Source organism: Pseudosulfitobacter koreensis (genome assembly GCF_024733015.1).
Classification (GTDB): Bacteria; Pseudomonadota; Alphaproteobacteria; order Rhodobacterales; family Rhodobacteraceae; genus Pseudosulfitobacter; species Pseudosulfitobacter koreensis.
Genome location: NZ_JANKJG010000001.1, coordinates 247,883 through 271,779 on the forward strand (window position 1 = coordinate 247,883; position 23,897 = coordinate 271,779).

The window sequence follows — 23,897 nt, forward strand, 5'->3', positions numbered from 1 at the left end:
CGACCCGATGACTTGGCACATGCCCGCAGAAACCGCCCCGCAAGACCGTATCTGGATGGCCTTCCCCCGCGAAGGTCAGACCCTGGGCGAGACCAGCGCCGAGCGTGATGCAGGCTATGCCGCCTGGGCGCATGTGGCCAGCACCATCGCCGGTTTCCAGCCTGTATCGATGATCGTGGATCCGACCGAGATGGCGCGCGCCAAGCGTATGCTGTCGTCCGAGATCACCCTGCACGAACGCACCATCGACGACTTCTGGATGCGCGATCCGGGGCCGACCTTTGTGCATGGTCCCGACGGGGCGCTGGCAGCGGTCGACTGGGTGTTCAACGGCTGGGGGGGCGGCGACTGGACGGCCAGCGGCAACGACCGCGATCTGGCGCGGTTCATCGCCGATCTGACAGGCGTGCCGGTGGTGCCGTCCCTGCTGGTGAACGAAGGCGGTGGCATCCATGTGGACGGCGAAGGCACGGTTCTGCTGACTGAAACTGTCCAGCTGGACCCTGACCGCAATCCCAATCTGGACCGCGGGCGTGTGGCCGAGGAAATAGCCCGCACGCTGGGTGCGACCAAGGCGATCTGGCTGCCGCGCGGACTTGAGCGGGACTATGACACCTTCGGCACGCGCGGGCATGTGGACATCGTGGCCTGTATGCCGTCGCCGGGTGTGATCCTGCTGCACGACCAGCGCGATCCGTCGCACCCCGACCATGCGGTGATGCAGGGCATTCGCGCGCAGCTGGCTGCCGAGACGGATGCCAAGGGCCGCAGTTTCGAGATCATCGACCTGCCCGCGCCCGAGACGCTGACCGATGCGCACGGCCCCGTCGACTGGAGCTATGTGAACCATCTGGTGATCAACGACGCGGTGATTGCCTGCGCCTTCAACGAACCACGCGCCGATACGCAAGCGCAAGAGATACTTGCCGCCGCCTATCCGGGGCGTCAGGTCATCGGCGTCGATGCCACCGAGCTTTTTGCCCGTGGCGGCGGCGTGCATTGCATCACCCAGCAACAGCCCAAGCCGCGCGCGTCATGAACATCGTCGAAGCCTCGATTGCCGACCTGCGCGCCGCACTGGAACGCGGTGCGACGACCAGCGTCGCCCTGGTGGAGACCTATCTGGACCGCATCGCCCGTTTCGACAGCGCAGGCCCCTGTCTGAACGCGGTGCCCGTGCTGAACCCCGATGCGCTGGCCGAGGCGCAGGTGTCGGACGCGCGGCGTGCGGCGGGTCAGGTGCGCGGCCCGCTCGACGGTATCCCCTACACGGCCAAGGACAGCTACAAGGTCAAGGGGATGACCGTCGCCGCCGGATCGCCCGCGTTCGAGAACTTGGTTGCGGGCGACGACGCCTTTGCCATCGCGCAGTTGCGCAAGGGTGGCGCGGTGCTGATCGGGCTGACCAACATGCCGCCGATGGCCAATGGCGGCATGCAGCGCGGAGTCTATGGCCGCGCGGAATCGCCTTATAATGGGGATTACCTGACGGCAGCCTTTGCCTCGGGGTCGTCCAACGGATCGGGCACTGCAACCGCCGCCAGTTTCGCAGCCTTTGGCTTGGGAGAAGAGACATGGTCGAGCGGGCGCGCGCCTGCGTCGAACAACGCGCTTTGCGCCTACACGCCCAGCCGAGGCGTGATTTCGGTCCGGGGCAACTGGCCGCTGGTGCCGACGATGGACGTGGTGGTGCCGCAAACGCGCAGCATGGCCGATCTGCTGGAGGTGTTGGATGTGATCGTCGCGGATGACCCAGACACCCGCGGCGATTTTTGGCGCGCGCAACCGTGGGTTGCGCTGCCTGTCGCCTCTGATGTGCGGCCTGCCTCTTATCTGACGCTGGCGGGTGGTTCCTTGCGCGGCAAGCGGTTTGGCGTGCCAGCGATGTATGTCAACGCCGACCCCGATGCAGGCTCGGCGCCGGACGCGGGCATCGGCGGGCCAACCGGCCAGCGCATTGAGACGCGCGCGTCGGTCATGGCGCTATGGGAACAGGCGCGAGCTGCACTGGAACAGGCGGGGGCCGAGGTGGTGGTGGTCGATTTCCCGGTGATCTCGAATTACGAGGGCGACCGCCCCGGCTGCCCCAAGATCGGGACGCGTGGGCTGGTCTCTGCCGACTACCTGAAACGCGAGATTGTCGATCTGTCGGTCTGGGGCTGGGACGATTTTCTGCGCGCGAACGATGATCCGGCGCTGAACCGGCTTGCCGATGTCGATGGCACCCGGATTTTCCCCGCGCCGCAGGGCGCCCTGCCCGACCGCTACACTGGCTTTGACGACGATATCGCGCAGTATCCGGCCTACGCCCGCGACCATCCGGTTGCTGATTTCACCCAGATTCCGACCCTGCCCGAAGGGTTGCAGGGCCTGGAAGACACCCGCCGCGTCGATCTGGAGAACTGGATGGACGGTCTGGGCCTGGACGCCGTGATCTTCCCGACCGTGGCCGACGTGGGCCCAGCGGATGCGGACACCAACCCCGCATCCGCCGATCTGGCTTGGCGCAACGGGGTTTGGGTGGCCAACGGCAATCTCGCGATCCGGCACCTGGGGATTCCGACCGTATCTGTGCCGATGGGCACGATGGACGATATCGGGATGCCCGTTGGGCTGACCTTCGCCGGACGCGCCTACGACGACAGCGCCCTGCTGGCGCTTGCCTGCGCGTTTGAGGCGACGGGGCCATATCGCACGGTGCCACCGCGCACCGCTGACTAGAGCGCTTCACGAATCTCCAACACCCTGCGCGTCGCCAGCAGCACGGTGTCGGCTGCGGCACTGGGCTGTTGGCCTGCGCGCGTCATCACGCCGATCGGTCCGCGCGTGGGCGACGTGTCGAAGGGCAGCCGCACCAACCGCCCCGCCTCCAACGCCGGGGCGACCACCCCGTGCGAGATGATCCAGATCGCATCGGACGCCGGCGTATAGACATGGGCAAAGGCACCGGACACGGTTTCCAGCCGGTTCGGCAGATCGCCGATGCCATTGGCCAGCAGGAAGGTCTCGACCAGGGCATATATCGCACTGTCGCGCGGCGGATAGATCACCGGCCAATCGCCAATCGCCTCCAGGCGCGGCGCGCGCAGCAGCGGGTGGCCGGGGCGCACGACCATGTCCACAACTTCGGTGTAAAGCTGGGTGAACGACAGCCCTTGCATCGTGTCCACCGCACCCAGCCGTCCGATCACCATGTCCAGCGCCCCCGACCGCAGCCGCGCCACCAGATCGCCATGCGCCCCCTCGACGATGTGCAACTGCATGTTCGGCGCAGCACTGGCCAGATGTGCGGCAACCTGCGGCATCAGGCTGGCCGCGACAGACGGCAACGCCCCCACCGCCGCGACCGAACGCCCGCCGCGTGTCATCTGATCGACGCCGTCCAACCCTTGTTGCAGCGCAGCCAGTGATGTCTGGGCAAAGTGTCGGAAAACCTCGCCGCGAGGCGTCAGGGTGACACCGCCCCTGTCGCGTTCCAAGAGCGTGGCACCCAGCGTCTCCTCAAGCTCTTTCAGCGTGCGCGACACGGCGGGTTGCGTCAGGTTCAGCCGTTCGGACGCGCGTTTGAGACTGCCCTGACGCACGATTTCGACAAAGCACTGGATGTGACGGAATTTGATGCGGGCGTCGATCATGGCTGTCGGATCATGGTTACCAGTTCCGGTATGTTTATCGGCGTACATATCAATTTACTTGCATATTATCAGCATTAAAATGAGCGCCAGAAAAAGGATCGTTCATGCGCACTCAAATCGTGATTATAGGCGGCGGCCCGTCTGGCCTGCTCTTGGGCCAGCTTCTGCACACCCAAGGTATCGAAGCCGTTGTTCTTGAGCGTAAAACCCAAGGCTATGTGCTGTCGCGCATTCGCGCGGGCGTGCTTGAGCGCGGGTTGATCGGGCTGATGGAACAGGCGGGTGTATCGGACAGGATGCACGCCGAAGGCTACATCCACGACGGCACGATGGTCGGTTATGACGGCGACATGTTCCGCATCGACTTTGCAGAGCACACGGGCACTTCGGTCATGGTCTATGGGCAGACCGAAGTGACCCGCGACCTGTATGAGGCGCGCGACAAGGCCGGTTTGCAGACCATCTACGAGGTCGAAGACGTGGTGATTCACGACGCCAAGAGCGATGCGCCCTATGTGACCTACCTCAAGGACGGGCAGCAAACCCGCATCGACTGCGATTTCATCGCCGGGTGCGACGGTTTCCACGGTGTCAGCCGCAAGACCATCCCCGAGGCGCAGCGGCGCGAATACGAAAAGGTTTACCCCTTCGGCTGGCTGGGCATCCTGTCGGAAACGCCGCCCGTCGATGACGAGCTGATCTATTCAAACTCGGAGCGCGGCTTTGCCCTGTGCAGCATGCGCAACGATCACCTCAGCCGCTATTACATCCAGTGCCCCGTGACGGACAGTGTCGAGGCATGGTCCGACGATGCGTTCTGGGAAGAACTGAAGCGCCGCATCCCGCAGAGCGCCGCGGACAAGATCGTGACCGGACCCAGCATCGAGAAATCCATCGCGCCGCTGCGGTCCTTCGTGACCGAACCGATGCGCTGGGGCCGTCTGTTCCTGTGCGGGGACGCCGCGCATATCGTGCCGCCGACGGGGGCCAAGGGATTGAACACCGCCGCATCGGACGTGCATTATCTCTATAATGGCCTGAAACAGTTCTATCTGGACGGCGACAGCGACGGCATTGACCGCTATTCGGAACGCGCGCTTGGCCGTGTCTGGAAGGCCGAGCGGTTCAGCTGGTGGTTCTCGAACCTGATGCACAACTATCCCGGCCAGTCGGATTTCGACAAGAAGATGCAGCTGGCCGAACTGGCCTTCCTGCGTCAAAGCCCGGCGGCACAGGCCGCGATGGCCCAGAACTATGTCGGCCTGCCCTACTGAGGAGAGTTCACAATGAACGACAAGACAGACACCGGCATGAAGGTCCGCCGCGAAGTGCTGGGCGATGCCCATGTGGACCGCGCCGAGGCGAACAAGACCGGTTTTGACGAGGCGTTCCAAGAGCTTATCACCGATGCGGCCTGGGGCACCGTCTGGGCCAGCGACGCGATCAGCCGCCGCGAAAGGTCGATGCTGACGCTGGCGTTGCTGGCGGCGACGGGCAATTTCAGCGAAATCCCGATGCACATCCGTGCCACGGCGCGCACCGGCGCCACCAAGCAGGATGTGATCGAGGCGTTTCAGCACGTGGCGATCTACGCGGGTGTTCCGAAAGCCAACCACGCGATAGCCTTGGCCAAGGCGACATATGCCGAGATGGAGGATGCGCAATGACCGAGAAACCCTCTGGCCTGTTTCATCGCGACCGGGGCTGGCACCCGCCTGCGCTGACGCCGCTTTATAAAACCAGCGTCAAACGCTCGCCCGCTGCGGCACCGATTGCCATGCCCTCGACGCTGAGCGAAGATACGGGCCCCGTGTTCACCCGTGACATTCTGGGTCCGCAGGACGCCGACCTGATCCACAACTTTGCCAGCGACGGGCAATCGGCCATCGGGCCGCGCATCATCGTCTACGGGCGGGTGTTGGACGAGACCGGGCGCGGCGTGCCGAATGCGCTGGTCGAGGTCTGGCAGGCGAATGCCGGTGGCCGCTATCGCCACAAGAAGGAAAGCTATCTGGCCCCGCTCGACCCCAACTTTGGCGGCTGCGGGCGGGTGATCACCGACGAACAGGGCAACTACGAGTTCCGCACGATCCAGCCCGGCCCGTACCCTTGGCCAAACGGTCCGAACGACTGGCGGCCTGCGCATATCCACTTTTCGATCTTCGGGCGGTCCTTTGGCCAGCGGCTGATCACCCAGATGTATTTCGAGGGCGATCCGATGATCTGGCAGTGCCCTATCGTCGGCACGATCCCGTCGCGCGAAGCGATCGAGACGCTGGTTGCCGCGCTCGACATGCGCCGCACCGTGCCGATGGACGCGCGCGCCTACAAGTTCGACATCGTCCTGCGCGGTGTGCGCCAGACCATGTTTGAAAACCGGTTGGAGGGGCTTTGATGGTACAGAAGCTGGACACATTGAAGGAAAGCCCGTCGCAGACGGCTGGCCCCTATGTTCACATCGGTCTGACCCCGAATTTCAGCGGCATCACCGGCGTGTATGAAAGCGATCTGGGCACGACGATGCTGGGTGATGCGCCCAAAGGCGAGCGGATTACGATCACGGGCCGGGTATTGGACGGCACCGGCACGCCGCTGCGCGATGCGCTGCTGGAGATCTGGCATGCGGATGCAAGCGGCATCTATCCCGGTCAGGATGGGGCCGATGCGGATGTCTATGGCTGGGGACGTTGCCCGACGGATATGGACAGCGGAACCTTCCGGTTCGACACGATCAAGCCGGGCGCGGTGAAAAACCGCGATGGCACGCCGATGGCACCCCACGTCACCTTGTGGATCGTTGCGCGCGGCATCAACCTTGGCCTGCACACGCGCATGTATTTTGCGGATGAAGAGGCTGCGAACGACGCCGATCCGGTGCTGAAGCGCATCGAACATCAAGTGCGCGTGCCGACGTTGATGGGCCAGCCGCAGGGCGATGGCACCTACCTGTTCGACATCCACCTGCAGGGACCGGGCGAGACGATCTTTTTCGACATCTAAGTTTTTTCTATGGCTGAGCCCAAAAGGGGCGGCGCTGGTGACAGCGCCGCCCCTGCTGCATCAATCCTGAGACTGGCTGCCGCCCATCTTGCTGAGGTCCACGCCCTGACCGAAGGGGATCGTGGCAAAGGGGCCGGCATGACGCGTCTGCGCCGGGTCGGACGGATCGGCAGGCTCCGCCTCGGCAAAGATATCTTCCGCGAACTGTTCCGCATTGTCCTGCGGCTTGTACCCCAGGAACGCAGCACCCGAGTTGTCCACCGGGCAGCGGTCGTTGTTGGACACACCGTAGATGATGGTGAATTCCGTGGTTGGCGTGTCGATCGCGCGGGTGACCAGACGCACCAGATCGGGCATCGACAGCCATGTGCCCAGCGCGCGCGTGCTGCGGACGGGCGCGGCGGACAGGATGCGCAGGCAGACGGCCTCGATCCCGTTTTTCTCCCACATCATGCGGCCCAGGTTTTCGCCAAAGCATTTCGCCAGCCCATAGAATGTGTCGGGGCGATGGGGCGTATCGACGCCGATGTATTCGTTCTTGGGGTACATCCCGACGGCGTGGATCGACGAGGCATAGATCACCCGCTGCACGCCCTGGCGACGCGCGGCCTCCCAGATGTTGTAGGTGCCGCGAAAGTTCGAATGCAGGATGGAGTCGAAATCGGATTCGTTGGCGATGGCCCCGAAGTGGACGACCATGCTGGCGCCCTCCATCATTTGCAGGATCGGATCGAATTCGCCCAGATCGGCGGTAACCCATGTCTCATTCGGCAACAGATCGCCCTGGGCCTCGGCGATATCGGTCGACACCAGCTCCTTGGCCATCTTCGACATCTGTTCGCGCAAGGCATGGCCCAGCGCCCCTGCGGCGCCTGTGAGTACGATTTTTTCCAGCATATTTCAGTCCTTTAGATAATGGCCTTTTCGACAAAGCCTGCGCCCTGTGCGATCCGGTCAAAGTGGAACGAGGTCAGGTCAAGCGACCGGTAACCCCGATGCATGATCATCTCGGCAGTGCCTCGCCCGATGGCAGGGGCCTGTTGCAGCCCGTGGCCCGAGAACCCGTTGACGAAGATGAAATTCGAAACCTCCGGGTGCGGTCCCAGAATGGCGTTCTGATCCAGCGTGTTATAGGCATAATGCCCCACCCATTCATTCACCAGCTTGATCCGCTCGAACTGCGGTACGCGGTGCGCGAGCACCGGCCAGACCTTGTTTTCCCAGATGCCATGATCGGGGGCAAAGTCGTCCGCATCGACGGCCATGTCGTCGTCGGGCGGGCAGCCTGCCATGTAATAGAGCCCGTCGCTGCGCATGTGCACCCCGCTGGGGTCGATGGTCAGCGGCAGGTCGCGGTCCAGCCGTTCGGCGGCGGCAAAGATGAAGGTGAACCGCTTGCGCGGCTCGACCGGCAGGGGAATACCTGCCATCGCCGCCACCGTTGCGGCGCGTGGCCCTGCGGCGTTGACCACGGTGCCGCAAGCCACGGTTTGACCGGTGGCCATCGTCACGCCTGTCACTTGCGTGCTCTCTGGGTTCAGGGTCAGGCCCACGACTTCGTTCGCCACATATTCCACCCCGTTTGCGCGGGCCTTCTTGCGGAACCAGTCGAACACGGTGCCGCCGTCGAAATAGCCTTCGTCGATCAGGTTGTGGTTGCCCGCGATGATGTCGTCGACGTTGTAGAACGGATAATCCGCCTTGATCTCGGCCGCCGTCATGTGCCGTGTGCCCGCGCCACAGTCTGCCTGCACTTGCTGGGCCTGCGCCAGATTGTCGGCCTGGGCTTGCGTCTCGGCCAAGTACATATAGCCGAAAGACTGGATCGGCAGGTTCGGCACCTCCGGGTCATCACCCATGTGGCGGCGCATGTTCTGGACGAAATCGGCGCCAAACTGCGAAATCCGCACGTTGATCTCGTTGCTGAACTGCTGGCGGATGCAGCTGTTGGTGTGCGCGGTCGAGCACATGGAATAGCTTGAGTCACGCTCGACCACCAGGATGCGGCCATCGAACCCCAGATGGGTCAGCCACCATGCGACGGACGACCCGTACATCGCGCCACCGATCAGAATGACGTCATAGGAGGCGTGTTTCGGCGGGGTGAATCGGGGTGCTGTCATCGGTGCGTTCCTGAGCCATCGTGGCTGAGGCGGACCACATCACGCTTGGCGGTTCCTTGCCAAGGGGCTGTGAAAGGCCAAGGACAGAAAAATACGCTTCATGCCGATGGCACCCTTCTGGCAAGGACAAATCCGGCAGGGCCGCGGCGTGACACTGGCGCCGACCTGTGCCCGCCGAAAGTACAGGGTTTGCCTGAAATTTGAGCGGTTTAGCGGGTCATAAACGGTCCGAACAAAGGCCCTGTTGCGCATTGATTGCAAAGATGTACTCTTGAGACATGACATCACAAAGCCAACACTTCAGCGAAATGATGGGGCAGGACAGCGTCCGCACGCCCTATGTGGATTATGACGCCTGGTTCTCGAAGCAAGACACCACGCGATTGTCCCGCAAAGCCCAGGAGGCCGAGGCCTTCTTTCGCCGCACCGGCATCACGTTCAACGTCTACGGCCAGTCCGACGCCGAAGAACGTCTGATCCCCTTCGATCTGGTGCCGCGCATTCTTACCGCAGCGGAGTGGGCGAAGCTCAGCCGCGGCATCGACCAGCGCGTGCGTGCGATCAACGCCTTCCTGCACGACATTTACAACCGCCAGGACATTCTGCGCGCGGGCATCATTCCGGTCGAACTGATCCAGAACAACGATGCGTTCCTGCCGCAGATGATCGGCTTTTCGCCCCCAGGCGACGTCTACACGCATATCATCGGCACGGATATCGTCTGCACCGGCGAGGGCGAATTCTACGTTCTGGAAGACAATGCACGCACGCCGTCCGGTGTCAGCTATATGCTGGAGAACCGCGAGACGATGTTGCAGATGTTCCCCGAGCTGTTCAGCAAGATCAAGGTTCAGCCGGTCAGCGATTATCCCAAGAACCTGCGCCGGTCGCTTGCCGCCTCTGCCCCAGCCAGCTGCGAAGGTCGCCCCACCGTGGCGGTGCTGACGCCGGGCATCCACAACTCGGCCTATTACGAACATTCGTTCCTGGCCGACCAGATGGGTGTCGAACTGGTCGAAGGGCACGACCTGCGAATCGTTGACGGCAAGATCGCGATGCGTACCACCGAAGGTCACAAGGTGATCGACGTGATCTATCGCCGGATCGACGACGAATACCTTGACCCGCTGACCTTTAATCCGGACTCGTTGCTGGGCGTTCCGGGCATCATGGATGTGTACCGCGCGGGCAATGTCACCATTGCCAACGCACCGGGAACGGGTGTCGCCGATGACAAGGCGATCTATTGCTACATGCCCGAGATCGTCGAGTTTTATACCGGCGAGCGCGCGATCCTGAAGAACGTCCAGACCTTCCGTTGCTCCGACTCGCTGCAGTACGTGCTGGATAACCTGGCCGATCTGGTGGTGAAGGAAGTGCACGGATCGGGCGGCTATGGCATGCTGGTCGGCCCCGCCGCCAGCAAACAAGAGATCGAGGATTTCCGCGCCAAGCTGAAGGCGCGCCCCTCGAACTACATCGCGCAGCCGACGCTGTCGCTGTCTACCGTGCCGATCTTTACCGATGCGGGCCTTGCCCCGCGCCACGTCGACCTGCGCCCCTTTGCGCTGATGTCGCCCCAGGGCGTGAACATCACGCCGGGCGGGCTGACGCGCGTGGCGCTGAAGGAAGGGTCGCTCGTGGTGAACTCAAGCCAGGGCGGCGGCACCAAGGACACATGGGTATTGGAAGACTGATATGCTGGGAAAAACCGCAGGCGGTCTGTATTGGATGTTCCGGGGTCTGGAACGGGCGGAAAACAACGCCCGTTTGATCGAGGCCGGGTTTCGCATCGCGCTGACACGCTCGACCAACACCGAAACCGAATGGAAATCGGTGATCATCACATCGGCGGCCCAACAGGGGTTCACCGCCAAACACTCGGAGTTCAACAGCACCAACGTCATCGACTATCTGCTGCGCGACACCGACAACCCGTCGTCGGTTCTGTCCGTCGTAAAACAGGCGCGCGACAATGCGCGGCTGGTGCGCACGGCGCTGACCACCGAAGTGTGGTCTGCGGTCAACGAGACGTGGATGCTGATCACCGAGCTGTTGAAAAACCCGATCGCGGACACCGATCTGCCCGAGGTGCTGTCGATCATCCGCCAGCAATCGGCGCTGGTGCGCGGGGCGCTGCACGGCACCATGTTGCGCAACGACATCTATGATTTCTGTCGGCTGGGCACGTTCATCGAACGCATGGACAGCACCGCGCGGATCATCGACGTGAAGTATTACACTTTGCTGCCCTCGCCCTCGCTGGTGGGCAGCCGCATGGACAACGTACAGTGGGAAACGCTGTTGCGTTCGGTTTCGGCGCACCGGTCCTATCGCTGGGCGGTCGAGGATGATTACACCGCGACCAACATCGCCAACTTCCTTGTTCTTGACCGGCGCATGCCGCGCTCGCTGGCCTTTTGCGCCGGCCAGATCGTCGAAAATCTGGATTACCTGTCCGAGGAATACAACGACCGCCGCCCCTCGCTGGACATGGCGGAACGTATGGCGGCCCGCCTGAAGGGGCGCGATATCCATTCGATCATCGAGGAAGGTCTGCACGACGTTCTGGGCACGATCATCTCGGACGTGGCGGCCCTGGGCGCGCAGATCGAGAAAGACTATCGTTTCATCCATTAATCACAGGCAGGATCTTTCAGTTGCAACTGCACGTCACGCACACGACCCGATACGCCTATGATGCACCTGTCATCTACGGACTTCAAAAAATTCGGCTGCGGCCGGTGGCGTCGCCGATGCAGAGCGTTTCCGACTGGGATCTGACCGTGACCGGCGGCAAGATCGAATGTTCCTATGCCGATCACCACGGCAACCAGACCGATCTGGTTTCGATCACGCCCGAGGGGGATTCCGTCGAGATCACGGCGCGCGGCACCATCAACACCGAGAACACACATGGCGTTCTGGGCAAGGTCTATGGCCGCGTGCCGCTCTATCTGCTGCGCATGCCCACGCTGACCACGCATGCGGGCCCCAAGATCCAGGCCTTTGCCCAGACGCTGGACAAACACGACGACCTGCTGTCCGGCCTGCACGCGCTGTCGCAGGCGATTATCGAGGCAGTTCCTTACGAGGCGGGCCATACTGCCGCCGACACGACCGCCGAAGAGGCGCTGTCCGGTGGCAAGGGCGTGTGCCAGGACCACGCCCAGATCTTCATCGCCGCTGCCCGTCTGGCGGGGCTGCCCGCGCGCTATGTCTCGGGGTATCTGATGATGGACGACCAGATCGACCAGGACGCAAGCCATGCCTGGGCCGAGGTGCATCTGGACACGCTGGGCTGGGTCGGCTTCGACGTCTCGAACGGCATTTCACCCGACGAACGCTATATCCGCATCGCCGTGGGCCGTGACGCAAAAGAAGCATCTCCCATAGAAGGGATGCGAATGGGCTCTGCCGGCGAATCGATGATTGTGTCTTTGCAGGTCCAGCAGTAATCACAGGCATCGAAACTGCTTTGGATTGCCTGCCATGACGTACTGCGTCGGAATGCGCCTTGATAAAGGTCTGGTCTTCATGGCCGACACGCGCACCAGCGCGGGTGTCGACAACTTTGCCGTGACCCGCAAGATGTTCAGCTTTGAAGTGCCGGGCGAGCGGTCGATCGTCATCATGACCGCGGGCAACCTCGCCACGACTCAGGCGATGATCAGCCTGCTTGAGGAGCGGTCCAAGACCACCGAGGAACGCGATCCTTCGATCCTGCGCCAGTCGACGATGTTTCAGGTGGCGCGCCTTGTCGGAGAGACCCTGCACGAAGTCATCGTGAATTCCTCGCCCAACGGTCAAGGGGCTGCGGATCAGTTCCGCGCATCTGTGATCCTTGGCGGTCAGATCGGAACCGGCAAGCCCACGATCTTCCTGATCTATCCCGAAGGCAACTTTATCGAGATCACCGACGACACACCCTTTTTCCAGATCGGCGAGACCAAATACGGCAAGCCCATCCTGGTGCGGACCTATGACCGCGAGCTAAGCTTTGAAGACGCGGTGAAGCTGCTGCTGGTGTCGTTCGATTCGACCGTGAAATCGAACCTCAGCGTCGGGCTGCCCTTCGATCTGATGATCTATGACCGCGACAGCCTGAACCCCATGCGCCTGACCCGTATCGACGCCACGGACACCGTCTATCAGGCCATCTCGAACGGGTGGGGCGACGCGCTGAAAGATGCGTTTCAACACCTGCCCAGCTATAAACTGAAGGCCTGAACCGGCTGGCCAAAGCCAGACCGGTGCAGCTGCATTGCTTTTGCGCGAAGGGCGCTGCATGCTGGACACTCTTCAAGACGTGATCCTGTTTGCGGCGCGATTTGGCATATGCGTCGGCCATGTCCGCTATGCCCGTCGGATAAACAATCGCCGTTTCACAGTGACCCGCCGCACCACCACGACACGCGCCAGACCCTTGCAACGCGTTGCGTGCTGATGAAAAGTTTCACGCTAACCGACTGGAGTTGAGCCTGTGACAGACCTTCATCCGCGACACGCAGAGACGGCCCGCGACGTGGTGCGCAGGCAGACGGATGCGGCCCATGCCAAGCTGCACCTGCACGCGACCTTCGTGGCGCTGTTCGAGGGCAACATCGAGCTTGATGCCTATACCCGGCTGATACAGCGGTTTCACGGTTTCTATGCGCCGCTTGACCGGGCCATCGAACAGACGATTGCGACCATGCCTGACGGGCGCGACCGCTATCCCTATGTGCGGCGATCTGACCTTCTGGCGCAGGACCTGATTGACCTCAAGGCAACCGCGCTAGATCTACGCGGGGGCCCGCAGTGTACGCGGGCGGCGCAGATCGTGACGCCGGAAACGCTTGGGGGGGTGCTGTACGTGATCGAAGGGGCGACTTTGGGGGCAACAGGGGTCGACCGCGCGGCGCAAAGGCTGCTGGACGCAGACAATTGCGCGGGGCGGCGGTTCTGGGCCTGGGGCCGGGCGCAGAAAGCGCAGCGGTGGACGCTGGCGAATGACTATCTAGAATTGCGCTACGCCCAAGGGACAGCGCTGGACGATCTGGTTGCAGGCGCGCGTGATACGTTCGATGTGCTGGCCGACTGGCTGGCCCCGCTGGAGCAACCTCGGCCGACCCTGCAAAGGGCAGCTACGTGACGACCGATCAGGTTGATCTGACGACCTGCGACCGCGAACCGATCCACCTGATCGGCGCTGTGCAGCCGCACGGCGCGCTGATCGCCCTGAACAACGAGACCGGCATAATCGAATACGCAAGCCTTAACACCGCATCCTATCTGGGACATGCGCCCGAGACGATCCTGGGGCAGACGCTGGACTTCGTGATCGGTGGTGATAACGCCGCGGCCCTGCCCCGGATCGACCGCGTCACCACCACGCCCGAGCTGCTGCAACCGTGGTTCTTCAGTTTTGACGCACCGGACGGCACGCGCATCGACGCCGAATGCCTGCCCCATCGTAGCGACGACCACATCATTCTTGAGTTCGTCACGTCAGAGCCCAAGCCCGCAGCCGTCTGGGAAGACGAGATGCTGCGGCGTGGGGTGATCACCGAATTGTTCAAGCCGGATGTGCTGGGCGAACTGGCGAATATCAGCGCCAAAATGATCCGCGAGGCAACCGGATTCGACCGCGTGATGATCTATCGCTTTGCCGAGGACAAACACGGCGAGGTCATCGCCGAAAGCACCGACCGCCCCGACAGCTTTCTGGGGCTGCATTACCCGGCCTCGGACATCCCCGAACCTGCGCGGCGGCATTTCCTGTTGAACGTCATGCGCACGATCCCGGACATCAACAGCGTACGCATCCCCATCGTCGACCGCTCGGGCGAGGTTGCGAACGCCGAGGCGATCCGCCCGCTGGACCTTACGTTTTCCAAACTGCGTGCCGTCGCGCCTGTGCATGTCGAATATCTGAACAACATGGGCGTGGGTGCCAGCATGTCGATCTCGTTGATCACCAATGACAGGCTTTGGGGGCTTGTGGCGTGCCATCATTATGGGCCACGGCTGGTGTCGTCCAGCAGGCTGCGCTTTGCCGAGCTTCTGGGCAGCACCACGTCGGCGCTGTTGCAAAGCATCGAGAACACGAACCAGCTTCAGAAAAGCATCAAGGCGGAAAAGACCGCATTCCAAATCGAACAACAGGCCCGGACGGGGCGACCGCTTGGCGCGCTGATCCAGGATCAGGCGCGCGGTCTGATGGAGCTTAGCGATGCACAGGGCATGATCCTGGTTCTGGGCAAGGATGTGATCCAAAGCGGGACGGTGCCCTACACCGCGATAGATTTCGAGCCGCTGCGCGCACGGTCGGTCGATGGTGTGGCTGCCACCGAGACCCTGTCCGCCATCGTGGACATGGATGCCGGACAGATGAGTGTGGCCGCCGGTGCCGCCTATCTTGAACTGTCCGAGGATGGCGCGGACCACCTTGTGCTGTTGCGCACCAGTTTCGACCAGACGATCCGTTGGGCGGGCAAGCCGGAAAAGGTCGAAACCGTCGGCGAGGACGGGACCGCGCGGCTGTCCCCTCGGGGATCGTTTGCCCTGTGGCGTGAAGAGCGGCGCGACAGCAGCAAACCATTTGACGCCACCGACCGCGACGCGCTGCGCATTCTGCGCCGTGCCTTGTTCGCGCTGAACAGTCTGGAACGCGAGCGTCTGGCCCGCGACGCGCAAAAAACCTCGGAGGCCGAGGAGATCCGGCTGCGGCACGCGTTGCTGGATGCGGCACGGGCCAGTTCGCTGGGAGAGCTGGCTTCGGCCATCGCGCATGAACTGAACCAGCCATTGTCGGCGGTCTCGAACTACGTCAGCGCCTGTCGGCAGGAATTCATCAACGCCAAGGTCGAAATGCCCGAACGCGCAGGCGAATTGATGGACGACGCCATCGCCGAAACCACGCGGGCCGGGGAACTGGTGCGCCGGATCAGGGATTTCATCACCCGTGGCGACCTGAACGCCGACTATATCGACGTCATGCCCGCCATCCGGCAAGGTGTGGACCTTGCCACCGTGGCCAGCCAGTTGCCACGATTGAAAATCGACATCGCAGCCCAGGATGAGCTGCCGCAGGTGCTGGCCGATCCGGTGCAGATCGGGCAGGTGATCCTGAATCTTGTGCGCAACAGCATCAGTGCGATGCGCACATCGCAAACGCAGGCGTTGACCATTTCCGTGACCCGCGACAACGGGGACGTTCAGGTGCTGATACAGGACACAGGCCCCGGTATTCCGACCGAAATGCAAAATTACATCTTTGAACCTTTCCACGCATCGACAACAAAGGGGATGGGCATCGGCCTGTCGCTGTGTCGCTCTATAGTCCAGGCTCATGGCGGCAGCATCTGGGTGCAGCCATCAGAGGTCGGCGCGACCATCGGGTTCACGCTACCGGCAAGGGAGGAACATGATGAATAGGTTTGAGGAGAATCTATCCATTTACGTAGTGGAGGATGATCCAGGCGTGCTGAAATCGCTGTGCGCGCTTTTGGGTGCACACGGGCATGCCACGATTCCCTGCGCCTCGGCCGAGAATTTCCTTCGGGTGTTCGATCCCGACCGCAAGGCCTGTCTGCTGCTTGACGTCCGCTTGCCCGGTATGAGCGGAACACAGTTGCAGGCCCATCTGAACGAACAGGGGATATCGCTGCCCACCGTCGTCGTGACAGCCCATGGCGACGTGCCGATTGCCGTGCAGGCGATGCGGGCCGGGGCGATTGATTTCATCGAAAAACCCGCCCGCGCCGAGGACCTGCTTAATGCCGTCAACCTGGCCATTGGGATGCTGTTCAACCGTCAACCTGCTGTTATCTCGAAAAAGATCGTGTCGGACCGCCTTGCCAAACTGACCGACCGCGAGCGTGAGGTTCTGCATCATCTGCTGTTGGGAAAACTGAACAAAGAGATCGCAAACGAGCTGAAAGTCAGCCAGCGCACGGTCGAGGGTCACCGTTCGCGCATCCGTGAAAAGATGCACGCGCGCGGCATCGCCGACCTGATCCGCATGCTGGGCTAGTTCCCGCGACTTCACGTCACTTTGCCCGACTTCGCGCAAATTTCCGCAGGTAGAACTACGCAGTGGGAATTCCGAACTGTTGCTGAAAGTTTAAGCTGTTTTAAACTGGAACTCTAGAAAAGGTGGAGTTCTTGACCGCAGGGTTGTCTTCAAATTCCGTATAAGAGAACTGGTTTGAAACCAACCCGTTCTATTCTCTGAACTCGTGCGATGCGACAAAGTCTTATCCGAAATCCTGAATACATCCAACCGAAACAGCAGTCCCGAGCTATTCGATACTTTGAGGTGGGGAGGCCCTCAGTAGCGAATTCATGCAATACTCGTCACTTGGGTAAACCCTTGTGAGTGCTCCGCAAACAGGCCGCTAGAAATGCAGTTGGCAAACGGCAGAAATCTGCCTTTTGCATCAGGGGGAGTTATTGGAGATGCCAAGAGAACAGAACATGTCGTCGGAGCCTTCTTTCCGGGAGCCGCTTGAATACCGGGTTTACGAGAGAAGCCAGGCGAACATCCTCCGACTGAAAGAGCGGCTGCCCGAAGATACAGTTCTGAGCCTGGCGCGCGAAGTCATCCGTCGCGTTGCATCGAAGGGTCAGAAAATCGAATATGCGACGCTGGTGACGTCCGACGCCGACCTTGAAAAGCTGTGCCGCGAACTGCTGTCGGACGATCCCAAGGCAGCCGTAGAGATGATCGCAGGCCTGCGCGCCGAGGGTGTCAGTTCAGAGCAGATCTATCTCAAGTACCTAGCCGGTGCGGCACGGATGCTGGGCGAATGGTGGGAGCAGGACAAGGCCAGCTTTTCCCAGGTTACGACCGCAAGCACTCGGATGCTGGCCATTATGCGCGGCATGCGGCACCTGTTCGAACCCGCCGCGACCGCCCAGACGAAATCGGCGGTGTTCGCCTCTGTGCCCGGCGAAGATCACACACTGGGGGTCAAGATGGCCGCTGACCTCTTCCGCAAGGAAGGTTGGGATATCTCGCTCAAGCTGGGACTGAAACACGACGCGCTGGTGGCCGAGATCGAGCGGGAGCCAAAGGGCATCGTCGGTCTGTCCATGTCGGGGCGCCATTCGATCGAAAAACTGTCGAAACTTGTCATCGCCCTGCACATCTGTTGTCCGCAGGCCTATCTGCTGGTCAGCGGACAAGACGTCGAGGAAACGCGGCCGACGCTCGCGCTGATGGGCTTTGACGGCATTGCAGGGTCCGTCGAGGAAGCGCGCGAACAGATGGCGGCATTCTGGGAGCGCAAGACGCTCAGGTCATCCGCGCAGCGCGACAGGAACAACGGGAATGGTTCAGCCCTTGCTGAGAAGCCCGTATTTCCGAAGCTTCACATACAGTGACTGTCGCGACAGGCCCAGCATTTCGGCTGCCGCAACGCGGTTGTTCGAAGTCATTTCAACAGCCGTTTCTATGCACATCTTCTCGACCACATCGGTCGTTCTGGCCACGATGTCCTTCAAGGAGTGGCCACCGATCAGTTCGATGACCGATTGCATGTCAACGTCGGTGATCTGCTTTTTCGGACCACCCGACGCTTCGACGCGCCGGGAATCGCGGATGATCATGCCAAAGATGGCTTGCCCGCCCGCACTGATCTGGGTGGTCGAGATTTCGACGGCACGCTCGGACCCATGCTCGCTGACCAACCTGGTCGCATAAAGGCGCATCTGCCCCGTGCGCCGCGCATTCTCGAGCATGACGTTCACATCCACCGATCCACGGCCGAGGAATTCCGAGATGGACCGGTGCCGAAGGCTGTAGGCGTGCGTGATATCGGCCAGTTTTGGAAAAGCGTCATTGGCGCTGAGGATCTGCCCCGCCGCATCGACAAAGACAATCGCGTCCACGCCGCTGTCGTAAAGCCCCGTAAGCTGGGCCTGCAACTGATCCAGCGACCTGTCCGCGCCGCCTGCCACGGTGATCTTGCACAGCAGCATCTGGCCATTCACACCCCGAAACAGGGTGGGCCGCAGGGACAGCATCAGCTTGGTCAGCCTGGACTTTGCAATCACCGGAGAAACGGATTGTTCGGACGCGGCAGAGACCATGCGGTTAACCACGTCCGCCCGCCCCTTGGATTCGAACTCCGCATCAAGAGGGCCATCGACAAGAACGCCACGGGGCTTTCCCAAAAGCTTTTCCGCCGCCGCATTGCAGGCGACGACATTGCCATCTTTCACGGACACCAAAAGCGTTGCCGTGTCAGACGATTCCATGAGAACACGGAACCGGATGTCATGTTCGCGCTGCGCCTCGTAGTCGTTTTCAAGCGCGATCTGCGCCGAAACCAATTGCTGCTGCATGTCAGCGATGGGCCGCATGTCACTGCCCAGCATCAGGATATCGCCGTCAGAGCCGATTGCGTGCAGGCTATAGCGCATCGGCAATTCGTCCAGACCGTCGCGGGCGATATGGTTCAGCTCGACAGCTTTCGCGCTGCCGGAATTTTCCCTGAACTGCTTGAGACGTAGTTCGAACTTTGGAACGGATTCGACATTCAGAACATCCTGAACCTGCAGGCCTGCCCATTTTTTGACTGCGTCCCGCCCGACAAAATCCGGATTGCACGAGATAGACGTGATCTTTCCCGTGTCGGAAAGGACCAGCGCAACATCCGAAATTCTTGAAATGATGTCCGTCACATCCTTGGGATCAACCTTGGGCATCAGCCCAAGTGCCCAAGTTTTTTCACCTTGTGACGTCATTGGTCGAAATCCTTCGCTCGGATAAAAGCATGTTCCACAGGCACGCGGATCAATCTTGGGTTTTCAGCTTAACAACAGTCTCAGGCGCAGAAATCAAGCGCCTCGTGCACATCACCGGACAAGAAGTCGGCCCCGGTCGCCGCCTTGAGATCGACATTCTGATCTAAAATACCACCACCGATAATGACTTTCGGGCCATGTGTTTGCAGTCGGCTGCTGTCCACCAAAGCGCGCAAATCTGCGGGCGGCCTGCCTTGGGATGCCGAGATCATGACCATATCAAAGGGCCGGGACCGCACGCATTGGGCCAGCCCCGATGCGCTGATTCCCAGTATCAGCTGGGGCACCGCCCCGCGATGGCGCAGCTGGTCGGCCAGCACGACGGCACCCAGCGTGTGCTGTTCGCCTTCGGGCACGACGACTAGACAACTGTGATGCGGGCCTGCATCCAGCGCCAGGGGCGGATCTTCCTCCAGGCGGCTGACAATCGCCTGAAGCCGCGCGCATCCGATCGTGACCGCGGCAAAGCTGGCATTGTCCGCCACCCAGTCGGCCCCAAGCTGGCGCGCGACGTGGGGCACAAATGCCGATTTTATCACCTTATTACAAAGACCCGCGCCCTGCATGTCGCGCACGGTCGCCCAGACCAGATTGCGATCCGGCGAAATCGCGGCGTCATACAGACGTCTGTTCATTTCATCGAGGCAGAGGGCGGGCGCGGGCGCACTGGCAGGTTCCGTTCCGGTTGCGGCCTTGCACCGGGCCGAGATTAGAACGGTAAGCGCGTGAAGCGCCACGCGGTCAATCTCGCGGGACATGTCTGTCAGAAAATCCTGCTGATTCTGAAACACCGCAATCCCCCCAGAAGAAGACCTGCCCCAGCCCATCGGGGCCCTGTGGCGGTCGAGATGCCCCGTAGCGTCCTTCATCACGTAAAATATGTCAATTTATTATGACATCTATTTTCTTGAGCCATATTTAGAAACGGGTACACCAAGGAAACCCACGCAAATGCGGGCTTAAATCTCCGGCAAAACTGTAAATCAAAGTTGACACAACCCGGCGGCCCTGCCAGATTATTCGATAGAAGACACACGCCAAGGGGAGGGCAACAAATGACCAGCGCAGCACAATCGCAGACGTTCGGGCTTTATACGCCCCAGCAGCGCGCGCGCCGTGATGCGACCGTCTGGACCGTGGTTCAGGGTGTTCTGGCGCCCGTTCAATTCGCGGTCTTCCTGATCTCGCTTGCCCTCGTCATCCGCTACATGACCAGCGGCGAAGGCTATGGAATCGCGACGGCCTCGATCATTGTCAAAACCGGCTTTTTGTATCTGATCATGGTCACCGGCGCGATCTGGGAGAAGGTGGTGTTCGGCCAATGGCTGTTTGCCGCCGCGTTCTTTTGGGAGGATGTGTTCAGCTTTGCCGTTATCGCCCTGCATTCCTTGTATCTTTACGGTCTGCTGACCGGTGCCTTTGCGCCCGACATGCTGATTGCTATCATCCTGCTGGCCTATGCCACCTATGTGGTGAACGCGGGGCAGTTCCTGTGGAAACTGCGCGCTGCGCGTCTGCAAATGCAGGTGGCGGCATGACCGACCGGATGACCCCACCGCCCGCACTGGGCTGCCGGTCCGCCCCCGTGCTGAAGCAGCGCGGCCAGCGCGAAGTGTTCTGCGGTCTGACCGGGATCATCTGGCTGCACCGCAAGATGCAGGATGCGTTCTTTCTGGTGGTCGGTTCGCGGACCTGCGCGCATCTTCTGCAAAGCGCCGCCGGCGTCATGATCTTTGCGGAGCCACGATTCGGCACCGCGATCCTGGAAGAATCGGATCTGGCGGGCCTGAATGACGCCCACGCCGAACTTGACCGCGAGGTCGAGACGCTGCTGGCGCGCCGCCCCGACATCCGGCAGCTGTTTCTGGTGGGCTCGTGCCCGTCCGAGGTAATCAAATTGGACCTGAGCCGCGCCGCCGAACGGCTGACGCAACTCTACGCGCCCAAGGTGCGGGTTCTGGAGTATTCCGGGTCGGGCATCGAAACCACGTTTACCCAAGGCGAAGATGCCTGTCTGGCGTCGATGGTTCCGGTCCTGCCCGCCACGCAAGAGCGTAATCTGGTCGTCGTGGGCGCATTGCCCGACGTGGTCGAGGACCAGATGCTGAGCCTTCTGGCCGACCTGGGCGTCGGACCGGTTCAGGTTCTGCCCGCGCGCACGATTGACGCGGATGTGGCCGTGGGGCCGAACACCGTGTTCGCCCTGACCCAGCCGTTTCTCAGCGACACGCACGCGGCCCTGATCCGGCGCGGTGCACGCCACCTTGCGGCGCCCTTCCCCCTGGGCGAAGAGGGCACGACCGCCTGGCTGGCCGCAATCGCATCCGAATTTGGTGTCACGCAGGACACATTCGATACCGTTACCGAAGCGCCCCGCCGCCGTGCCCGTCAGGCGGTTGCGCAAGCCGCCGAGGCCTTGGACGGCAAGTCGGTGTTTTTCTTCCCGGACAGCCAGCTGGAAATTCCACTGGCGCGGTTCCTGACGCGTGAATGCGGCATGCGGGCGGTCGAGGTTGGCTCTCCCTATATTCACGATGAAATCCACGGCCCCGACCTGGACCTGCTGCCCGCAGGCCCGCAGATTTCCGAAGGGCAGGACGTCGATCTGCAACTGGACCGTTGCCGCGCGGCGCGGCCCGATCTGACCGTCTGTGGGCTAGGCCTTGCCAATCCGCTCGAGGCCGAAGGCCTGTCGACCAAATGGGCCATCGAGTTGGTTTTCACCCCGGTGCATTTCTACGAACAGGCGGGCGATCTCGCCTCGCTCTTTGCGCGCCCCTTGCGCCGGAAACGCATTCTGAACGGCCCCGCGCTGGAGGCTGCACAATGAAGCTGACCGTCTGGACATACGAAGGCCCACCGCACGTCGGTGCAATGCGCGTGGCGACCGGCATGAAGGGTCTGCACTACGTCTTGCACGCCCCGCAGGGCGACACTTATGCCGACTTGCTGTTCACCATGATCGAACGCCGCGACCATCGCCCGCCCGTCACCTACACGACATTTCAGGCGCGCGATCTGGGGTCTGACACCGCTGGACTGTTCAAGCGGGCCTGTCAGGATGCCTATGACCGGTTTCAGCCCGAGGCGATCATCGTCGGCGCGTCCTGTACTGCCGAACTGATACAGGACGATCCCGGCGGTCTGGCCGAAACCATGGGCTTGCCGATCCCTGTCATCCCCCTGGAACTGCCCAGCTACCAGCGCAAGGAGAACTTCGGCGCGGACGAGACGTTCTTTCAGATCGTTCGGCATCTGGCCAAACCGGCAGAGAAGACCGCACGTGTCAGCTGCAACATCATCGGTCCGACCGCCTTGGGCTTTCGTCACCGCGACGACGTTCAGGAAATCACCAACCTGCTCTATGAGCTGGGGATCGAGGTGAACGTGACCGCTCCAATGGGGGCCACGCCCGGCGATATCGCGCGAATGGGACAGGCGCATTTCAACGTGCTGCTCTACCCTGAAACCGGCGAACAGGCCGCTCGGTATTGCGAAAAGACATTCGGCCAGCCCTACACCAAGGTCGTGCCAATCGGTGCAGGGGCGACTTGGGATTTCATCGAGGAAGTCCGCAGGCACTCCGGCTCTGCCGCACAGATCGACAGCGATTGCCTGCGTCAAAGCTGGTGGTCGCGTTCGGTCGACAGCACCTATCTGACCGGCAAGCGCGTGTTCATCTTCGGCGATGGAACGCACGTCAAAACAGCAGCCCGCATCGCGCGCGACGAGATGGGTTTCGAGGTTGCGGGCATCGGCTGCTACAACCGCGAATATGCGCGCGACGTCCGCACGCTGGCCAAGGACTATGGCCTCGAGGCGCTGATCAGCGACGATTACCTTGCCGTCGAGCGCGCCATCGAAGCGCTGCAACCCGAAATGATCCTCGGCACCCAGATGGAACGCCACATCGGCAAGCGTCTGGGCATTCCATGCGCCGTCATCTCTGCCCCCGTGCATGTGCAGGATTTCCCGGCCCGCTATTCTCCGCAGATGGGGTTCGAAGGCGCGAACGTGATTTTCGACACGTGGATTCACCCGCTGGTCATGGGGCTGGAAGAGCACCTGCTGCACATGTTCCGCGAAGACTTTGAATTCAACGATGCCGCAGGCCCCAGCCATCACGGCGGCCATGCGACGCCGCAGACTGCGCCTGCACCCGAAGCGGCACCGCAGGACGACAATGTCATCTGGCTGTCCGAGGCCGAGAAAGAGCTGAAGAAAATCCCGTTCTTCGTGCGCGGCAAGGCCCGCCGGAACACCGAATTCTACGCCACCGAACGAGGGCTGCACGAGATCAGCCTCGACACCCTTTACGAAGCGAAGGCCCACTTTGCGCGATGAC

General features: G+C 61.7%; 22 protein-coding genes. 17 read left to right on the forward strand and 5 right to left on the reverse strand.

Going from position 1 to position 23,897, the window contains the following annotated elements; translation table 11 throughout:
- Window positions 1-7 precede the first annotated feature (7 nt).
- Entirely contained in the window at window positions 8-1,039 is a 1,032-nt protein-coding gene (locus NTA49_RS01355) for an agmatine deiminase family protein (RefSeq protein ID WP_258292848.1), read from the forward strand.
- On the forward strand, window positions 1,036-2,721 hold the full coding sequence (locus NTA49_RS01360; RefSeq protein ID WP_258292849.1) for an amidase: 1,686 nt from the start codon (window positions 1,036-1,038) through the stop codon (window positions 2,719-2,721). Before NTA49_RS01355 ends, NTA49_RS01360 begins: the two co-directional genes overlap by 4 nt.
- Here the strand turns inward: NTA49_RS01360 and pcaQ are convergent.
- On the reverse strand, window positions 2,718-3,635 hold the full coding sequence (gene pcaQ / locus NTA49_RS01365; RefSeq protein ID WP_258292850.1) for a pca operon transcription factor PcaQ: 918 nt from the start codon (window positions 3,633-3,635) through the stop codon (window positions 2,718-2,720). The genes NTA49_RS01360 and pcaQ overlap by 4 nt on opposite strands.
- A 104-nt stretch (window positions 3,636-3,739) precedes the next feature.
- On the opposite strand from pcaQ, the gene pobA reads away from it, so the two are divergent.
- The 4 genes from pobA to pcaG are packed head-to-tail and all read left to right on the forward strand — an operon-like array spanning window position 3,740 to window position 6,635.
- On the forward strand, window positions 3,740-4,909 hold the full coding sequence (gene pobA / locus NTA49_RS01370) for a 4-hydroxybenzoate 3-monooxygenase (RefSeq protein WP_258292851.1): 1,170 nt from the start codon (window positions 3,740-3,742) through the stop codon (window positions 4,907-4,909).
- A 12-nt stretch (window positions 4,910-4,921) separates the two neighbouring features.
- On the forward strand, window positions 4,922-5,302 hold the full coding sequence (pcaC, locus tag NTA49_RS01375; RefSeq protein WP_258292852.1) for a 4-carboxymuconolactone decarboxylase: 381 nt from the start codon (window positions 4,922-4,924) through the stop codon (window positions 5,300-5,302).
- Window positions 5,299-6,030, forward strand: coding sequence for a protocatechuate 3,4-dioxygenase subunit beta (gene pcaH, locus NTA49_RS01380; RefSeq protein ID WP_258292853.1), 732 nt, complete (start codon window positions 5,299-5,301; stop codon window positions 6,028-6,030). Before pcaC ends, pcaH begins: the two co-directional genes overlap by 4 nt.
- Window positions 6,030-6,635, forward strand: a complete 606-nt coding sequence (gene pcaG / locus NTA49_RS01385; protein WP_258292854.1) for a protocatechuate 3,4-dioxygenase subunit alpha — start codon at window positions 6,030-6,032, stop codon at window positions 6,633-6,635. Before pcaH ends, pcaG begins: the two co-directional genes overlap by 1 nt.
- A 60-nt stretch (window positions 6,636-6,695) precedes the next feature.
- Here the strand turns inward: pcaG and NTA49_RS01390 are convergent, their stop codons facing one another.
- Together NTA49_RS01390 and NTA49_RS01395 are read right to left on the reverse strand one after the other, a co-directional pair.
- Entirely contained in the window at window positions 6,696-7,532 is an 837-nt protein-coding gene (locus NTA49_RS01390; protein WP_258292855.1) for an NAD-dependent epimerase/dehydratase family protein, read from the reverse strand.
- An 11-nt stretch (window positions 7,533-7,543) separates the two neighbouring features.
- On the reverse strand, window positions 7,544-8,758 hold the full coding sequence (locus NTA49_RS01395) for an NAD(P)/FAD-dependent oxidoreductase (RefSeq protein ID WP_258292856.1): 1,215 nt from the start codon (window positions 8,756-8,758) through the stop codon (window positions 7,544-7,546).
- A 278-nt stretch (window positions 8,759-9,036) separates the two neighbouring features.
- On the opposite strand from NTA49_RS01395, the gene NTA49_RS01400 reads away from it, so the two are divergent.
- The 8 genes from NTA49_RS01400 (at window position 9,037) to NTA49_RS01435 (ending at window position 18,127) form a co-directional block, all read left to right on the forward strand.
- Window positions 9,037-10,455 carry a circularly permuted type 2 ATP-grasp protein gene (locus tag NTA49_RS01400; protein WP_258292857.1) on the forward strand — a complete coding sequence of 473 codons (1,419 nt, stop codon included), beginning with the start codon at window positions 9,037-9,039 and terminating at the stop codon, window positions 10,453-10,455.
- Between the two features lies 1 nt (window position 10,456).
- Window positions 10,457-11,398, forward strand: a complete 942-nt coding sequence (locus NTA49_RS01405) for an alpha-E domain-containing protein (RefSeq protein WP_258292858.1) — start codon at window positions 10,457-10,459, stop codon at window positions 11,396-11,398.
- A gap of 20 nt (window positions 11,399-11,418) precedes the next feature.
- Entirely contained in the window at window positions 11,419-12,216 is a 798-nt protein-coding gene (locus NTA49_RS01410; RefSeq protein ID WP_258292859.1) for a transglutaminase family protein, read from the forward strand.
- A gap of 34 nt (window positions 12,217-12,250) precedes the next feature.
- Complete coding sequence (locus tag NTA49_RS01415) at window positions 12,251-12,988, forward strand: peptidase (RefSeq protein ID WP_261368058.1); 738 nt, start codon at window positions 12,251-12,253, stop codon at window positions 12,986-12,988.
- Between the two features lie 253 nt (window positions 12,989-13,241).
- A complete protein-coding gene (locus NTA49_RS01420; protein ID WP_258292861.1) occupies window positions 13,242-13,892 on the forward strand; it encodes a biliverdin-producing heme oxygenase in 651 nt (216 codons plus the stop codon).
- Window positions 13,889-16,177: an ATP-binding protein gene (locus NTA49_RS01425; protein ID WP_258292862.1), complete on the forward strand. Its 2,289-nt coding sequence runs from the start codon at window positions 13,889-13,891 to the stop codon at window positions 16,175-16,177. The genes NTA49_RS01420 and NTA49_RS01425 overlap by 4 nt, the downstream gene beginning before the upstream one ends.
- Window positions 16,178-16,205: 28 nt before the next feature.
- Window positions 16,206-16,775 (forward strand): response regulator transcription factor, encoded by a 570-nt coding sequence (locus NTA49_RS01430; RefSeq protein ID WP_258292863.1) that lies wholly within the window; start codon window positions 16,206-16,208, stop codon window positions 16,773-16,775.
- Between the two features lie 425 nt (window positions 16,776-17,200).
- Complete coding sequence (locus tag NTA49_RS01435) at window positions 17,201-18,127, forward strand: cobalamin B12-binding domain-containing protein (protein WP_258292864.1); 927 nt, start codon at window positions 17,201-17,203, stop codon at window positions 18,125-18,127.
- Here NTA49_RS01435 and ppsR read toward each other — a convergent pair.
- Together ppsR and NTA49_RS01445 are read right to left on the reverse strand one after the other, a co-directional pair.
- Entirely contained in the window at window positions 18,080-19,492 is a 1,413-nt protein-coding gene (ppsR, locus tag NTA49_RS01440) for a transcriptional regulator PpsR (RefSeq protein WP_258292865.1), read from the reverse strand. The two genes, NTA49_RS01435 and ppsR, sit on opposite strands and share 48 nt — an antisense overlap.
- Before the next feature lie 80 nt (window positions 19,493-19,572).
- Window positions 19,573-20,187 (reverse strand): cobalamin B12-binding domain-containing protein, encoded by a 615-nt coding sequence (locus NTA49_RS01445; protein ID WP_258292866.1) that lies wholly within the window; start codon window positions 20,185-20,187, stop codon window positions 19,573-19,575.
- A gap of 420 nt (window positions 20,188-20,607) precedes the next feature.
- Between NTA49_RS01445 and bchF the strand changes: the two genes are divergently transcribed.
- Genes bchF through bchB form a run of 3 tightly spaced genes read left to right on the forward strand, consistent with a single transcriptional unit; the run spans window position 20,608 to window position 23,896 of the window.
- Entirely contained in the window at window positions 20,608-21,090 is a 483-nt protein-coding gene (gene bchF, locus NTA49_RS01450; protein WP_258292867.1) for a 2-vinyl bacteriochlorophyllide hydratase, read from the forward strand.
- On the forward strand, window positions 21,087-22,382 hold the full coding sequence (locus NTA49_RS01455; protein ID WP_258292868.1) for a ferredoxin:protochlorophyllide reductase (ATP-dependent) subunit N: 1,296 nt from the start codon (window positions 21,087-21,089) through the stop codon (window positions 22,380-22,382). The genes bchF and NTA49_RS01455 overlap by 4 nt, the downstream gene beginning before the upstream one ends.
- Window positions 22,379-23,896 (forward strand): ferredoxin:protochlorophyllide reductase (ATP-dependent) subunit B, encoded by a 1,518-nt coding sequence (gene bchB / locus NTA49_RS01460; RefSeq protein ID WP_258292869.1) that lies wholly within the window; start codon window positions 22,379-22,381, stop codon window positions 23,894-23,896. The genes NTA49_RS01455 and bchB overlap by 4 nt, the downstream gene beginning before the upstream one ends.
- Window position 23,897 lies beyond the last annotated feature (1 nt).